This is a genomic window from Methylobacterium crusticola (genome assembly GCF_003574465.1).
GTDB classification, from domain to species: Bacteria; Pseudomonadota; Alphaproteobacteria; order Rhizobiales; family Beijerinckiaceae; genus Methylobacterium; species Methylobacterium crusticola.
Genome location: NZ_QOWC01000072.1, coordinates 1 through 14,655 on the forward strand (window position 1 = coordinate 1; position 14,655 = coordinate 14,655).

Consider the following 14,655-nt stretch of genomic DNA (forward strand, 5'->3'; position numbering starts at 1 on the left):
CGAGGCGTGGTCGAGGCGTCGCAGGCAGCGATTGACGGGCGTCATGGCCATCCTCTCAGGCGCGCGGTGAGCCCGGCCGACCGGGACCCAGCCGAGATGCTGCGGCCGCGTCCCCGACCTGTCTGCCGCACCAGGATCACGGGGGCGAAAGCCCGCGCGACGGGGTAGGAACTAGCACACGCCGTGCCGATGGAAAGCGGAAGGCCGTCAATCGTCGGAGCCGTCCGACGGCGCGCGGCGCAGGGCGAGGCGCTCCTCGATGTCGTGCGCGGCGTCACCATAGAGCTCGAAGCGCCGCCGATGGATCGCCCGCTTGGCTTCGTCCTTCGTCGTCCCCGCACGCTCCTTGGCCTTGTCGGCCTTGGCGCGCAGCTTGAGCGCGAGCTTCTCGTAGGCGGCGTTGATCTTGGAGGTGATCTCGTGTGTCTCGCTCTTGAGCGGATCCGCAGCCTCGTCTTTTTTCATGATGACCTGCACGGTAGCTCGCGATGAAACGTCGGATGCTTGCAGGCGGAGGTTCTAACCCGAGACGGGCCGCACACGAAAGGCCGCCTGTCCGGGAGGCCCCGTCGGGGGGAAACGCCGTGAGAGGGCCGCGGCGCGACGACGCCATCGTCACGCCGCACTGCACACGCGCATCTTGCGCAGCACGGTTCCCGGTCCGCTTCGCCTGGGCGACGGCCCCAGCCGAGAGCGGCGGCCTCGCGCCTTTGCCGCCCGTTTCAGATGTCCGGGCCCCGGCACCGTCACCCCTCCGGCAGAGATTTCCTATCGCCGCCCAGCCGCTGTATGCAGGTAATCAACCACCTCGCCCCGGAGGAACCGTTCATGAACGCCGTCGAAGCCGTGCCGCTTGCGCCCGACATCGAAGCCATCACCATGAGGAAGGTCGGCCTCAGACTCGTGCCATTTCTGGTGCTCTGCTATTTCATCGCCTACGTCGACCGGGTGAACGCGGGCTTCGCCGCGCTGACGATGAACAAGGACCTCGGCCTGTCCCAGGCGATGTTCGGGATCGGCGGCGGTCTGTTCTTCGTCGCCTACGTGCTGTTCGAGGTGCCGAGCAACATCGCGATGGAGAAGGTCGGCGCGCGGCTGTGGATCGCGCGGATCATGATCACCTGGGGCATGGTCGGCATGGCGATGGCCTTCGTGGTCGGCCCATACAGCTTCTACCTCTGCCGGTTCCTGCTCGGTGCTGCCGAGGCCGGCTTCTTCCCCGGCGTGATCCTCTACCTGACCTACTGGTTCCCGAAGGCGTACCGAGCCCGGATCGTGGCGATGTTCATGGTCGCGATCCCGATCTCCAGCTTCCTCGGTTCGCCGCTCTCAGCCGGACTGCTTCAGATGGAGGGTGTCGGCGGGCTGCACGGATGGCAGTGGCTGTTCATCATCGAGGCGATCCCCGCCGTGCTCCTGGGCTTGGCCGCGCTGTTCATGCTGCCGGGCAAACCGTCCGAAGCGCGCTGGCTTGCACCTGAGGAGCAGGCGTGGCTGGAACAACGCCTGGCTGCCGATCGCGCTGCCACCACGGCCGTGTCGCATCACCTGCCGTTGACCCGGGTGCTCACGAACAAGTACGTGTGGGCGCTGGCGCTGATCTACTCGGGCTCCTCGGCGACCAGCAACGCCCTCTCGCTCTGGCAGCCCCAAATCCTGAAATCATTCGGCCTGTCGAACCTCGAGACCGGCCTCCTCAACATGATCCCGTTCGGCATCGCCTCGGCGTTCATGATCTTCTGGGGCTTGCGCGCGGACAAGACCGGGGAGCGGGTATGGAGCACCGCGCTGCCGCTGATGGCGACATGCCTGTGTCTGTTTGCCACGAACCTCACATCCTCGCTCACCGTGACGATGCTGCTCCTGAGCCTCGTGCTGATGGGCAACTACGCGATCAAGGGACCGTTCTGGGCGATGGCGACGGACTGGCTCTCGGCCGGTACGGCGGCGGCAGGGATCGCGGCGATCAACACGCTGTCGCACCTCGGCACCGGCGTCGCCTCGTGGCTGCTCGGCTACATCAAGGACACGACCGGGAGCTTCCCGCTCGCGCTGCTGCCCCTCGTGTGCCTGACAGGATCAGGTGCGATCATGACCTTGATCCTCGGACGCGGCACGAAGGCACGCGCTGCTGCACCGGCACCCGCTCCCGCTGAGTAATCGCCGTTGCCGGGCGGGGGCGTGCAAGATCGCCTGTTTTCATCTCCCGAGCAGTCATCCGGCTGCTCGGGAGGATTTGCAAAGAAACCGATCAAGAACCTGGCGCTCCCGAGATTTGTTCAAGCTGACGTGCTTGACGCGCGAACACTGACGCGGCGCCGATGTCGGGAAATCATGGCAGTCACACGACTGCCGGGACAATGCCGTCTCGTGACCAGCGCGATCAAACATGCCTTCCGGAAATGCGTCACCCGGCCGTGTCGCGGCCACGGCCGCGACACGGAGACGTGGTAGCGACTGGCGGTGACGACGGGCTGCCCTATAGGTAGCTGTCAAGCGAGAGTGTGGCGCGGGTGGACGTGGCTAGCAAGAGCGCATCGAATTTCAGGAACGAAGCGCACGCCGACGCCGCGGCGCTGTTTGCCGGCCCCGGCGAGGTCCGTTCGCTTGCGCGAGACCTCGACTGGTCGACGACCGCCCTCGGACCGACCACAGGCTGGTCACCGGCGCTGCGGACCCTCGCGCGGTCGATTTTCGACTCGCCTTTCCCGATCTGCCTCTGGTCGGGTCCGCGCTACGCTCTCGTATACAATGATCCCTACCGTCGGATACTGGCCGCCAAACATCCTGCAGCCCTCGGGCAACCCGGCTCCAGCGTCTGGGCCGAGATCTGGAGAGAGCTTCGACCCCAGTTCGACGGCGTCCGGGCGGGAGGGGAGCCGCTCTACTTCGAGGATGCTCCCTTCGTCATGGCGCGGCTCGAAGGCGGCGGCACGGAGACCGCATGGTTCAACTACTCGCTCTCTGCCCTGCGCGACGAAGACGGAAGCGTCGCGGCGGTCCTCAACATCACGCCCGAAACGACTGCCCGCGTCGTTCTCGAACGTCGTCTGACCGAGGAGCAGACGGCGCTCGCGATCAGCGAGGAGCGCCTGCGTCTCGCCGTCGACAATGCCGATGTCGGCCTCTGGGACGTCGATGTGATCAATGACCGGTTGTCCTGGTCGGCCCGCACCAAGTCCATGTTCGGCATTTCCGCCGGTACCCCGGTGACCATGGACGATTTCTACGATGGACTCCATCCCGACGATCGCGCCGCAACCACGGCGGCTTACTTGGCCGCGGCCGATCCGGAGCAGCGCGCCCTTTACGATGTCGAGTATCGGACGATCGGCAAGCAGGACGGTGACGAGCGGTGGGTGGCGGCGAAGGGCCGTGGCGTGTTCGACGAGACCGGGCGCTGCCTGCGCGTCACCGGGACTGCGCTCGAGATCACGGCGCGAAAGGCTGCGGACATCCGCCGCGGCGTGCTGGTCGATCTGACCCAGGCGGTCCGCGACCTGAAGAACCCGGCCGACATCGCGTATGCCGCCGCCGAGATCCTCGGCCGCACGCTGGGTAACAGCCGGGTGGGTTACGCCGCCATCGATCACGAGGCCGGGACACTTCACGTCGAGCGCGATTGGACGGCGCCGGGAGTGGAGACACTCGCAGGCGTCCTCTCGCCAAGGGAGTACGGCTCGTTCATCGACAGTCTGAAACGTGGCGAACTCATCGTCATCGGCGATGTCCGCACTGATACGCGAACCGCCGGCCCGGCCGCCGATGCCCTCGAGAGCAAGCGAACCCGGGCCTTCGTGAATGCGCCGGTCCTCGAGCAGGGAAGGCTCGTCGCGGTATTCTTCGTCAACCATGGTGAAAGGCGGAACTGGAGCGAGGGTGACCTCAGCCTGATCAGGGAAGTGGCGGACCGCACGCGGATCGCGGTCGAGCGCGCTCGCGGCGAGCAGGCCTTGCAAGAGAGCGAGATGCGGTTGCGCGAGCTGAACGAAACCCTGGAGGCTCAGGTCGAGGCGCGCTCAGCGGAACGCGATCGATTGTGGAACCTCTCCCAGGACATGCTGGCGCGCGCCGACTATACCGGCATGATGTCGGCGGTCAGTCCCGCCTGGACGCGGGTGCTCGGCTGGACCGAACGCGAGCTGCTCACGCGGGGCTACGCGACCTTCATGCATCCCGATGACGAGCCTCCTACGCTCGAGGCGATCGGGCGCATGGCGGAGACGGGCCAGGCCGCCCGCTTCGAGAACCGCATCAGCACCAGCGATGGCGCCTGGAAGCACATCGAGTGGACTGTCGCTCCGGAGCCGGATGGCGCCAACTTCATCGCGGTCGGGCGCGATCTCAGCCATGCGAAAGCTCGCGAGGCGGAACTCGCGACGGCGCAGGAGGCGTTGCGGCAATCGCAGAAGATGGAGGCCGTGGGTCAGCTGACCGGCGGCCTGGCGCACGACTTCAACAACCTGCTGGCCGGCATCTCGGGCTCGCTGGAGTTGATGCAGACGCGGATGAGCCAGGGGCGGCTCAACGACGTCGACCGCTACATGGCGGCCGCTCAGGGTGCCTCGAAGCGTGCTGCGGCCCTGACCCATCGCCTGCTGGCCTTCTCGCGGCGCCAGACCCTCGCCCCCAGGCCCACCGACGCCAACCGGCTGGTCCTGGGGATGCAGGAGCTGGTGCAGCGCACGGTCGGCCCGCACGTCACCATCGAGGTCGTCGGGGCGTCGGGCGCCTGGCCGGCCCTGGTCGATCCGTCCCAGCTCGAGAACGCCCTGCTCAACCTGTGCATCAACGCCCGCGATGCGATGCCGGACGGCGGCCGCATCACCATCGAGACCGCCAACAAGTGGCTCGACGAACGGGCGGCCCGTCAGCAGGACATGCCGGCAGGGCAGTACCTGACCCTGAGCGTCACCGACACCGGCACGGGGATGCCGCCGGACGTGATCGAGCGGGTGTTCGAGCCGTTCTTCACCACCAAGCCCCTCGGCGAAGGCACGGGCCTCGGCCTCTCGATGATCTACGGGTTCGCCCAGCAATCCGGCGGACAGGTGCGGATCTACTCGGAGGTCGACAAGGGCACGACGGTCTCGATCTACCTGCCGCGCCACTACGGCGCGCTCGATCAGGAAGACGGCTGTGCTCCACCCGCGACGCTTCCCCGTTCCGAGCAAGGCGAGACGGTTCTGGTGGTGGACGACGAGCCGACCGTGCGCATGCTGGTCACCGACATCCTCGAGGATCTCGGCTACACCGCCATCGAGGCGGGCGATAGCGCCGCAGGCCTGAAGGTGCTTCAGTCCGATGTGCGCATCGACCTTCTCGTCACCGATGTCGGGCTGCCCGGCGGCATGAACGGCCGCCAGATGGCCGATGCCGCGCGCGTGTCCCGGCCGGCGCTCCAGGTGCTGTTCATCACGGGCTACGCCGAGAACGCCGTGCTCGGGAATGGGCATCTCGCACCGGGTATGGCGGTCATGACCAAGCCCTTCGCCATCGAGACGATGGCAGCCCGTATCCGCTCGATGATCGAGGCATCGCGTGTCGAGCCGCTCAGGCGGCGGCGGGTCTAGAGCATTTTCCGGCGAAGTGGACACCGGTTCGCCGCGCAAAAATGCGGCAGAATCAGAAACCTAGAGCAGCGGCCGATCGCAATGTGATCGGATGCTGCTCTAGCATCGGCGTCGCGACGTCGCCATTCGTCTCGCCGATGATCCGTCCGCAAGCCGCCCGGCAGAGAAACACCCGCCAGAGGGATGATGGAGGCGATCGGCACTCCCGCGGGATTCGCAGGATGTCCCCCGACCCGGGCCGCCCTTCGCGGCCCGGATCGTCGTGGCCTCAGCGGTACCAGACCACCTGGCCGTTGGGCGCGTAGCCGTAGCGCCAGCCGCCGAGCTGCATGCCGGACTGGTACTGGTTGCCGGAGAAGCCCTGCTGCTGGGCCTGCATCGCCTGGGCGCGCGCCATCTGCGCCTGCTGGTAGCCCTGCCAGGAAGCCTGGTCGCGCGCCGCGTTCTGGTCGCGGTTGTTCATGTAGGCCTGCATGCCCTGCACGGTGCAGCCGCCGGTCGCCGCCCACTTGTAGGCGAATTGCTGCGGGCTCAGGCCCGGCCCGCAGGCGCCGGCCCGGTAGGCCGCCATGACCTGCGGGTTGTTCAGGTTGCTCTGGACCATCCCGGCCTGCATCTGGTTGAAGTAGGCGTTCTGCTGCGCCACCTGGTTGTTGTACCAGGCCGTCAGGTCCTGCGCCCGGACCTGCGGGATCCCCACCACCATCGTCACCGCCAGCGCCGTGCACGTGACCTTGATCATCGTTCAAGCCTCGCTCACCTGATCTCTTCACAGGAAGGATCACGTCGCCTCGAGAAGCCCCGATCCTGCGCCGACGTCTTGCAAACTTCGAGCGCGGGGCGGGCATCGTGTCTCTCGACGGAGATATCCCGTCCGATCCTCGCGCGCACCTATCCGAATGGAGAGGAGGCCGGAGCGACGCCGCCGGTCGCCGGGGGAACGATCGCGGCACGACGCCGTCGGCCCTCCTCGTTCCGTCGGCGCGTCCGGGACCGCCCGTCCCGCACCACCCGGCCCCGCGGGTGCAGGACGCCTCGGCTCCCCCGGGCGAGGCAACACGGGGCCGCGCTCGATCGATCGTGCAGGGCGCCGCCCGCTCCGGGGATCCGGAGCGCGCGCGGGCGGGATCTCCGCCGCCGCGGGCCCTCCGGGCGAGGCCGGCTGAACTGGCGCAACCGAAGGCTGTTGCACAAGAATATTCTTGCGGATGACGAGACCCTGCTCTAAGGACTTGCCATCGACTTGGGATCGGCCCGGCGGGTTTGCACCTCGCCCTGCGGCCACCCACCAGGAGGGCGCGCCATGGAATGCATCCATGCCCGCCCCGTCCGCTGACGGGGCATTGACGGAGGCCCGCCGCGAGCGCGGCGACCGAGCGTCCCATTGCGGCTGACGCGGCGCGTCGGCGAACGATGACTCCTGCCGAGGGCCACCGCCGCGTGGCCGCGCGGAAATCCTCCTCTCATGGCCAATCCCATCATCACCACGCGCGCCCCGGGCGTCCGCGTGGTCGCCTCCGCCTCGACCTGGATCGAGGGTGAGGCCCTGCGCCAGCTCGATGCGGCGGGCGCCCTGCCGGGCATGCGCGAGGCCGTCGGCATGCCGGACCTTCATCCCGGCAAGAACGGCCCGGTCGGCGCGGCCTTCCTGTCGGAGGGCCTGATCCGGCCGGCCCTGGTCGGGTCCGACATCGGCTGCGGCATGGCGCTGTGGCAGACCGGCCTCTCCCTGCGCCGCGCCGATCCCGGAAAAGTCGCGGCCCGCCTCGACGGGCTCGACGGTCCCTGGGACGGCGACAGCGCCGGCTGGCTCGCGGCGCGCGGGCTGGCGGCCACCGCCCACGACGCGTCGCTCGGCACCGTGGGGCACGGCAACCACTTCCTGGAGGTCCAGGCGGTGGCCGAGATCCGCGACCCGGAGGCCGCCCTCCGCATCGGCCTCGATCCGGGCCGGGCGCTGCTCCTCGTCCATACCGGCAGCCGCGGCCTCGGCGAGGCGGTGCTGCGGGCCCATGCCGAGCGGCACGGCGCGACCCCCCTGCGGGCGGAGACGCCGGAGGGGGCGGCCTACCTGGCGGCGCATGACGGCGCCGTCGCCTGGGCCCGGGCCAACCGCGACCTCGTCGCCCGCCGGGCGCTCGAGGCCCTCAACGCGCAGGGGCGCCGCCTCCTCGACGTCTGCCACAACGCCGTCACCCCGGTGGAGGCGGGCGGCTGCCGCTGCCTCCTCCATCGCAAGGGCGCGGCGCCCTCCGACCGCGGCCCGGTGGTGGTGCCGGGTTCGCGCGGCGACGTGAGCGTCCTGGTCGAGCCGGTGCCGGACCGGGCCGACGCGCCGTGGTCGCTGGCGCACGGGGCGGGGCGCAAGCTCGCCCGGCACGAGGCCAAGGCGAAGCTGAAGGGGCGCCTGCGCCGGGAGGACCTCGCCCGCAACCCGTTCGGCGGCGTCGTGGTCTGCGGCGACGAGCACCTGCTGTGGGAGGAGGCGCCCGGCGCCTACAAGCCGGCGGCCTCCGTCGTCGGAGACCTGGAGGCGGCCGGGCTCGTGCGGGTGGTGGCGGTGCTGCACCCGCTCGTCACCTTCAAGTGCTCCCTCGACCCGGACGGCGAGGCGCGGGCCGACAAGCGCCGGCGCATGCGCGACCGCGAGACGGCCCGCTCCGCCAAGTACGGGGAGCGCTGAGCATGGCGGTGTTCCTGCATCTCAGCGCCGGCCGCGGTCCCGGCGAGTGCCGGCTCGCGGTCGAGGGCCTCGGCCGCGCGCTCGCGCGCGAGGCCGCCGCCGCCGGGCTCGACGCCGCCATCGTCGAGGAGATCCCCGGCAAGCCCGGCCTGCTGTCGGCCCTTGTCCGGGTCGAGGGGGACGGGGCGGCGGGCTGGATCGCGGCCTGGGAGGGCACGCTGCTCTGGACCTGCCCGAGCCCCCTGCGGCCGGGCCTCGGGCGCAAGAACTGGTTCGTCTCGGCGACCCGGGTGGTCCCGCCGACTCCCGGGGCGCCGGGCTTCCGGGAGGCGGACCTGCGCTGGGAGACGTGTCGCGCCTCCGGCGCGGGCGGTCAGCACGTCAACACCACCGACAGCGCGGTGCGGCTGCACCACCGGCCGAGCGGCCTCGTCGTCGCGTGCAGCGCCGAGCGCAGCCAGCATCGCAACCGGGCTCTGGCGCTCGTGAAGCTCGGGCTGGCGCTCGCCGCGCGGGAGGCGGCGCGGGGCCGGGACGCGGCCCGGGCGCGCTGGTCGCTCAACGTGGCGGTGGCGGAGCGGGGTGCCCGGGCGGTGCGGGCCTATGCGGGCCCGCACTTCGAGCGGGTGCGATGAGCCCGTGGGGCCGAACGCCCTTCGACGGCGGTGCAGGCGGAGGCGGACGGGATCGCGGTCGTCTCCGCGGTCGGCCCCGGCGACCGCCGCACCCTGCGGCGCGACACCGGCCGCACGACCCGACCCGGGCGGGAGGGGGCAGGCGTCTGGGGTTCGATGCGCGCGCCGTGACTTGGCCCGGACTGGGCCACATGGCGGCCACGCTGGTCGGCCATGGCTCCGGTCTCGACCGATCCGGGACACTCGCCCATGCCGATCCTGCGCGCCGTCATCCTCAGCATCGTGGGAGCCGGCCTGATCACGTTCGCCATGATGGGCGTCGCGGAGCGCGGGTCCCAGTCGCGCCTGGACCGGGCGCTTCGGCCGACCAGCCTGCTCCACACGGCGGGCAGCGCGCCGGAGGCGCGGCGGGTTCAGTCGCTGGCGGACGAGTGAGGCCCGGCGCGCCGCCCCACCCCCTGCCGGCCGCGACGAACGGGCGGCGGCCATCGCGCGGCCGCGTCGTGAGCGGGGCTGCGCCGGGCGATGCGGCAGCGCCACCTCGTCGCCGTGCCGGTCATCGTGCTGGCGATGGTGTTCGTCATCATCCCCCGCATCCAGAGACGGCTCGCTCCCCGGAACGATCACGCCCGCCCGCGCCCCGTTCCGGCAGCCGGCCGAGGAGCCTGCGGGCCGGGGAGCCTGCGGTAGCGCACCGTCGCGCACGGGCCGCCTGCACCGACGTGGTCGCAGGCGGGTGGCCGCCCATCCTTCCACGCTGATCCCGTGGGGATGAGGGATCGCCGCCGACGCGGCCTCCCGTTCGCGAACCGGCCGCGTCCGGGGGAGCGCACGAGCACCGCGACGTCGGACGGCGGGATCGCCTGCGCGGAGGCACTCCCCCGGCCGAGGGTGGTGGTCAGAGGCGGCCCGCCGCGAGCAGTTCGCGGGTGCGCTTCAGGGTGGACAGCAGGGCGGCCTTGTAGCCCTCGTCGCTGTCGAACTGCGCCTGCTCGGCCCGCTCCTCGGGGCCGTCCGGGGCCTTCCCGCGCAGCCCGAGGTAGCAGTAGAACCGAAGCTGGAGCGCCCCGGCCCCGTCCTCGTACAATTCGTTGATGATCGCGCCTTCGCGCGGGCCCGTGGCCTGGAAGAAGGTGACCTTGCTGGCGGGCTCGAGGGTGATGATCTCGCGCAGATCGGCAGCGCCGATCGTGGCTTCGCGCACGAGATGGGTCGCGCTCTCCGCCACGACGTCGCAGCGGGTGCAGAGGCCCGGCGGCAGGAACAGGCGCGCGTCGCGGGCCTTGAGCTCGAGGCCGGCCCATGCCTGCGCACGGGTCAGCGCGGTTTCGCCCTCCGGGTTCACCGGGACGGTGGCGGTCGAATAGATCATGGTCGCGATCCTTGCTGTCGAGGTGGGTTGCCGCGGCCGTCAGGCCGCGGCCGCGATGCCGGCGGCGAAGTCGCGGTAGGTGTGCAGGGGGCGGCCCAGCAATCCGGTCAGGCGCGCGAGGTCGCCGGCCTCCGGGAGCATGCCCTCGGCGAGGAAGCGCTCGGCCATCAGGCGCATGTCGAACGCCAGCCAGCCCGGCATGACGGTCCGGAGGCTCCGCTCGAACGCGACGGTGTCATCGCCGCCATAGGCGATCGGGCGGCCCAGGATCTCCGACCAGATGGCGGCGACGCCCTCACCGGTCAGCGGATCGGGGCCGACGAGATTGATCCGGTCGAGGGGAAGCGGGCCGGGGGCGTGCTCGCGGCGGATCAGCTCGAGGGCGGCGACCTCGCCGACATCGCGCACGTCGATCATGGCGAGGCCCTTGCTGCCGATCGGCATGGGGTAGACGCCGTGCCCGAGCACCACGTCCCTGACCGTCACATCGTTGCCGATGAAGTAGGCGGGGCGCAGGATGGTGGCGTTGAAGCCCATCCGCTCGATCATCCGCTCGACGCCGAACTTGCCCGCGAAGTGCGGCACGTTCACGTAGCGGTCGCTGTGGATCACCGACAGGTAAACGACCCGCGCGACGCCGGCCTCGCGGGCGAGGTTGAGCGCGATCAGCGCCTGGGTGAATTCATCGGCCACGACGGCGTTCAGCAGGAACAAGGTGGACACGCCCGAGAGCGCTCTCCGGAGCGCATCGACATCGAGCAGGTCGCCCTGCACGACGGCGATCCCGGCCGGGAGATCGGCCCTGCCGGGATCGCGCACGAGGGCGCGCACGTCGGCGCCGCGCCGGGCGAGCTGCGCGACGACGTGGCGGCCGACTGCACCGGTGGCTCCGGTAACGAGGATGGTCATGGTTGCGTCTCCGTTCTCGATTGGACTGTCCTTCTCGAGGTAGGCGATCCATATTTTCCCCGATAGACGGCAGATCTGGACGCTCCGTCTCATGGGTGGAACACATGGATCTGCCTGCCCTCGCGGACTTCACCCTCGTTGCCCGGCACGGCGGGTTCGGGCGCGCCGCGCGCGCCACGGGGCGGCCGAAGGCGACCCTGTCCCGCCGGGTCGCGGAGCTGGAGAGCAGCCTCGACCTGCGCCTGTTCGAGCGCGGCGCGCGCGTCCTGAAGCTCACCCAGGAGGGGCGGGCGCTCTACGAGCGCGCGGGAGCCCTGCTCACCGAACTCGACGAGACGGCCGCTGCGATCGCCTCGGGCGGGGGCAGGCCACGCGGCCGGTTGCGGATCAGCGCGCCCCTGCTGTTCTCGCAGACCGCCATGGGCAAGGTGGCGGCTGAATTCGCGCTGAAATACCCGGAGGTCAGGCTCGAGGTCACGGCGGAGGACCGGGCCGTCGACATGGTGGAGGAAGGGTATGACCTGGTGATCCGCGTCAACCCGGATCCGGACGAGAGCCTCGTCGGGCGCATCTTCCTGCGTGATCGACTGGTCGTGGTCGCGAGCCCGGGCCTGCTGCGGCCGGCGGACCATTCGGCGGTTCCGGCGGTCGTGCGCGGGGCGAGCGATCGGATGGCGGCCTGGCCCGTGACGGGGCCGGCGGGGACGGCGCGCATCGCCGTCGAGCCCGTCCTCAGCCTGACGTCGCTCGTCATGGTCCGCGACGCGGCTCGCGTCGGCGTCGGCGCCGCACGCCTCCCCGTCTCGCTCGTCAGTCACGATCTGGCTGCCGGCAGGCTGGTCCATTGGGGCGACGTCGACGGGTCGGACATCGCCCTGTGGACGCTCTATCCCTCACGGCGGCTGCTCAGCAGCCGTGTCTCCGCCTTCCTCGACCACCTGAAGGGCGCCTTCCCCACGGGGGAGCCCGACGAGCTGGCGGCCTACGTCGGGGGATGAGGGTGAGTGTCCGCAACCGCGACCTCCCGCGCGCTGCCCTCGCGGATGCCGGCCGCGGCCGCCCCTGCGGCGATCCCGGCACGCTTGCCGCGGGCCCAAGCGACAGGCTCCGGTGAGCGCGGTCTCGAACGCCCGCGAGCGCGAAGGCCTCGGTTCGAGGCCCCGCTCCGCGTCGCCAGCCGGCACGTCGCGGCCGAAGGGTCCCAGAGGCCCGCGGCCCCGGGGGCGGCCTCCGCTACAGGCCGAGCGTCGCCTCCGCCCAGCGCAGCACCGTCGCGCCGCCGAGGAACTCCAGCACGACCTCCTCCTGGCGCCCGGGCTCGTCGCCATCGAGGACCGCCGTGGCGACGACCGTGTCGCACCGCTCGTGGAACGCCATCGCGAGCGCCGATCCCGCCCCCGCGCCGAGGGCGTAGCGGCGGCTGCGGCCCGTCATGGTGCGCACCGCGACGGCCCGCCCCGGACCGAGCGCGGCGCGCTCCGGGGCGACGAGATCGAGGTCGCTGACGCGCGCGACGTCGTCGTCGTCGAGCGTCGTCGCGCACCCGCAGAAGCCGAGCTTGGCCCGGAGGTAGAGGGTCACCCGCGCGCCGCAATGATCGGCCCGGCAGCGATAGGCCTTGCCCGCCCCCCAGGGGTCCAGCGGGAACGGCCACGCCGTCTCGGTCCAGACCGGCGCCGAGGCCGCGGGGCCGGCGTCCGGGGCGCGGCCGACGAGCCGGGCCGCCCCCAGCGCCCCGCCGGCGGCCAGGACGGCGGCGGCGAGGGCGAGACGCCGCGAGGGCAGGCGCGCGACCATGCTCAGTCCAGCGCGACGAACCGGCGCGCCGCCTCGACGTCCGGCCGCGCGGCGGCGTCCGGCGCGAGCGCGAGCAGCCGGCCGTAATGCGCCTTCGCGGCCGCCCTGTCGCCGAGACGCTCGGCGGCCTGCGCGGCGCCGAGGACGCCGCGGAAGCGGTTCGGCTCCCGCGCCTGGCTCGCCGCGAAGGCGGCGAGCGCGTCGGCGGCCCTCCCGCGCGCGAGCAGCATCTCGCCGTAGAGCTCCCGGGCCGGGGCGAGCGGCCCGGGCGTGATCACGTGCTTGTTCGTCCGGTCCTCGGCCTCCGCGGCGGCGCTCATGGCCTCCAGCGCCTCGTCGTGCCGGCCCTGCGCGTCGAGCACCCAGGCGGCGGCGACCCGCGCCTGGATGGCGACGATCTCCGACCAGTAGGCGTCGTTCGCCGCGCGCAAGCGGTCGCGCAGCGCGGCGAGCGCGGCGACGTCGGGCGCGGCCGCCTCGGGCCGGCCCGAGCGGGCGGCCCCGAGCGCGCGGGCGACGTGCGTCACCGCCTGCGCGTTCGCGAAGGGGCTCGGCCGCACGGGGAGCCGCGAGGCGGCCTCCCAGTCGCCGCGCTCGACGGCGTAGCGCGCCGGCGAGGCCGCGAGCGCGTAGTGGGCGGCGAGCCCCGGGGCCTGGGCATCGGCCTCGCGCAGCAGCAGCATGTCCTCCACGACGGCGCGCGCCGCGTCGTCCTGGCCGAGCTGGAGGTGGGCGTAGACCATGTAATCCTGCGCGTGCAGCGCGTTGCCGACCGACTTCTCGGCGCGGGCGGCCCGAGAGGACGCGGTGTTCGCGTCGATCGACGCCTGCCAGTGGCCGACCCGGGTGTAGATGTGCGACGGCATGTGCTGCGCGTGCGGCGCGGCCGGCGCGATCTGCGCGTAGCGCTGCGCCGCCGCGAGCCCGTTGGCGGCGAGCTCCGGGTAATCGTAGAGGTGGATGAGGTAGTGCGTCACGCCCGGATGCCGGGGCAGGCGCCTCGACAGCGGCTCGAGGATCGCCGCGCCCTTGATCTGCTGGGCGTAGGACCTGTCGTTGAGGTCGGACGAGGTGTTGAGGGTGATGGCGTAGGCGATCTGCGCCTCGACGTCGTCCGGATACCTGCGCGCCAGCGCCTCCTGGGCGTCGCGCAGGAGCCGGATGCGCTGGCCGTGCCCGAGCCGGTCGGCGTCGGCGTACATCAGCGCCAGCGCGGCGACGTAATCGCGCTCGCGCGCGGTCCCCGGGTTCAGCGCCTCGGCGCGCCGGATGGCGGCGAGGCCCGGCGCGAGGTTGGCCTGCGGGATCGGGTTGTGCGGGTTGTCGAGGTAGGTCAGCGCGATGCCCCACTCGGCGATCGCGCAGGCGGGGTCGGCCTTCAGCGCCTCCTCGAAGACCTCCCGGGCGGGCCCGTACCAGTAGGAGTGCTGGTAGCGCATGCCGCGGTCGAAGCGCCGCTGGGCCACCGCGTTGCAGGACGTCTCGAAGTGAACGCTGCCGAGCTGCTGGTCGACGTCGCCCTGCGCGGCGAGGGGCTGCGCCACCGCGAGGGCGACGGCGGCGATGCCCGCCGCGAGCACGAACCTGCGCATGGGATCTCCTCCTGCGGGCTGCGGCGCGACCTCCTCCGGGTGCCCCGACATCCTACGCCCGCTCCGCGCGCCCGCAAACATCCGCGCGGTCCAG

Annotated in this window: 12 protein-coding genes; 6 read left to right on the forward strand and 6 right to left on the reverse strand. The window is 71.5% G+C overall.

The window, feature by feature from the left end:
- Positions 1-207 precede the first annotated feature (207 nt).
- The gene (locus tag DT057_RS20275; protein WP_128563919.1) at positions 208-477 is read right to left on the reverse strand and encodes a hypothetical protein; all 270 of its coding nucleotides are present in this window, start codon (positions 475-477) and stop codon (positions 208-210) included.
- A gap of 351 nt (positions 478-828) precedes the next feature.
- Between DT057_RS20275 and DT057_RS20280 the strand changes: the two genes are divergently transcribed.
- Positions 829-2,160, forward strand: coding sequence for an MFS transporter (locus DT057_RS20280; RefSeq protein ID WP_203236329.1), 1,332 nt, complete (start codon positions 829-831; stop codon positions 2,158-2,160).
- Positions 2,161-2,513: 353 nt separating this feature from the next.
- Positions 2,514-5,573 carry a PAS domain-containing protein gene (locus tag DT057_RS20285; RefSeq protein WP_244937385.1) on the forward strand — a complete coding sequence of 1,020 codons (3,060 nt, stop codon included), beginning with the start codon at positions 2,514-2,516 and terminating at the stop codon, positions 5,571-5,573.
- Positions 5,574-5,841: 268 nt separating this feature from the next.
- Here DT057_RS20285 and DT057_RS20290 read toward each other — a convergent pair whose 3' ends face one another.
- Positions 5,842-6,315 carry a hypothetical protein gene (locus DT057_RS20290; protein ID WP_128563920.1) on the reverse strand — a complete coding sequence of 158 codons (474 nt, stop codon included), beginning with the start codon at positions 6,313-6,315 and terminating at the stop codon, positions 5,842-5,844.
- A 723-nt stretch (positions 6,316-7,038) separates the two neighbouring features.
- Here DT057_RS20290 and DT057_RS20295 point away from each other — a divergent pair.
- From DT057_RS20295 to DT057_RS20305, 3 genes are all read left to right on the forward strand, one after another.
- A complete protein-coding gene (locus tag DT057_RS20295) occupies positions 7,039-8,256 on the forward strand; it encodes an RNA ligase RtcB family protein (RefSeq protein ID WP_128563921.1) in 1,218 nt (405 codons plus the stop codon).
- Between the two features lie 2 nt (positions 8,257-8,258).
- Entirely contained in the window at positions 8,259-8,891 is a 633-nt protein-coding gene (gene prfH / locus DT057_RS20300) for a peptide chain release factor H (RefSeq protein ID WP_128563922.1), read from the forward strand.
- 249 nt (positions 8,892-9,140) lie between these two features.
- Positions 9,141-9,326, forward strand: coding sequence for a hypothetical protein (locus DT057_RS20305; protein ID WP_128563923.1), 186 nt, complete (start codon positions 9,141-9,143; stop codon positions 9,324-9,326).
- A 463-nt stretch (positions 9,327-9,789) separates the two neighbouring features.
- Here the strand turns inward: DT057_RS20305 and DT057_RS20310 are convergent, their stop codons facing one another.
- The gene (locus tag DT057_RS20310; RefSeq protein WP_128563924.1) at positions 9,790-10,263 is read right to left on the reverse strand and encodes an SRPBCC family protein; all 474 of its coding nucleotides are present in this window, start codon (positions 10,261-10,263) and stop codon (positions 9,790-9,792) included.
- Between the two features lie 39 nt (positions 10,264-10,302).
- Positions 10,303-11,172, reverse strand: a complete 870-nt coding sequence (locus DT057_RS20315; RefSeq protein ID WP_128563925.1) for an SDR family oxidoreductase — start codon at positions 11,170-11,172, stop codon at positions 10,303-10,305.
- Between the two features lie 104 nt (positions 11,173-11,276).
- Here DT057_RS20315 and DT057_RS20320 point away from each other — a divergent pair, with 104 nt between their 5' ends.
- Positions 11,277-12,170, forward strand: coding sequence for a LysR family transcriptional regulator (locus DT057_RS20320; RefSeq protein WP_128563926.1), 894 nt, complete (start codon positions 11,277-11,279; stop codon positions 12,168-12,170).
- Positions 12,171-12,405: 235 nt separating this feature from the next.
- Here DT057_RS20320 and DT057_RS20325 read toward each other — a convergent pair whose 3' ends face one another.
- Positions 12,406-12,969 carry a hypothetical protein gene (locus DT057_RS20325; protein WP_128563927.1) on the reverse strand — a complete coding sequence of 188 codons (564 nt, stop codon included), beginning with the start codon at positions 12,967-12,969 and terminating at the stop codon, positions 12,406-12,408.
- A 2-nt stretch (positions 12,970-12,971) separates the two neighbouring features.
- A complete protein-coding gene (locus DT057_RS20330; protein WP_128563928.1) occupies positions 12,972-14,561 on the reverse strand; it encodes a tetratricopeptide repeat protein in 1,590 nt (529 codons plus the stop codon).
- Positions 14,562-14,655 lie beyond the last annotated feature (94 nt).

Excerpts from the sequence above, each read along its gene's own strand:
- DT057_RS20295 (WP_128563921.1), top strand. The coding sequence starts at position 7,039 with ATGGCCAATCCCATCATCACCACGCGCGCCCCGGGCGTCCGCGTGGTC.
- DT057_RS20310 (WP_128563924.1), bottom strand. The coding sequence starts at position 10,263 with ATGATCTATTCGACCGCCACCGTCCCGGTGAACCCGGAGGGCGAAACC.
- DT057_RS20330 (WP_128563928.1), bottom strand. The coding sequence starts at position 14,561 with ATGCGCAGGTTCGTGCTCGCGGCGGGCATCGCCGCCGTCGCCCTCGCG.
- DT057_RS20305 (WP_128563923.1), top strand. The coding sequence starts at position 9,141 with ATGCCGATCCTGCGCGCCGTCATCCTCAGCATCGTGGGAGCCGGCCTG.
- DT057_RS20290 (WP_128563920.1), bottom strand. The coding sequence starts at position 6,315 with ATGATCAAGGTCACGTGCACGGCGCTGGCGGTGACGATGGTGGTGGGG.
- DT057_RS20315 (WP_128563925.1), bottom strand. The coding sequence starts at position 11,172 with ATGACCATCCTCGTTACCGGAGCCACCGGTGCAGTCGGCCGCCACGTC.
- DT057_RS20280 (WP_203236329.1), top strand. The coding sequence starts at position 829 with ATGAACGCCGTCGAAGCCGTGCCGCTTGCGCCCGACATCGAAGCCATC.
- DT057_RS20325 (WP_128563927.1), bottom strand. The coding sequence starts at position 12,969 with ATGGTCGCGCGCCTGCCCTCGCGGCGTCTCGCCCTCGCCGCCGCCGTC.
- DT057_RS20320 (WP_128563926.1), top strand. The coding sequence starts at position 11,277 with ATGGATCTGCCTGCCCTCGCGGACTTCACCCTCGTTGCCCGGCACGGC.
- prfH (WP_128563922.1), top strand. The coding sequence starts at position 8,259 with ATGGCGGTGTTCCTGCATCTCAGCGCCGGCCGCGGTCCCGGCGAGTGC.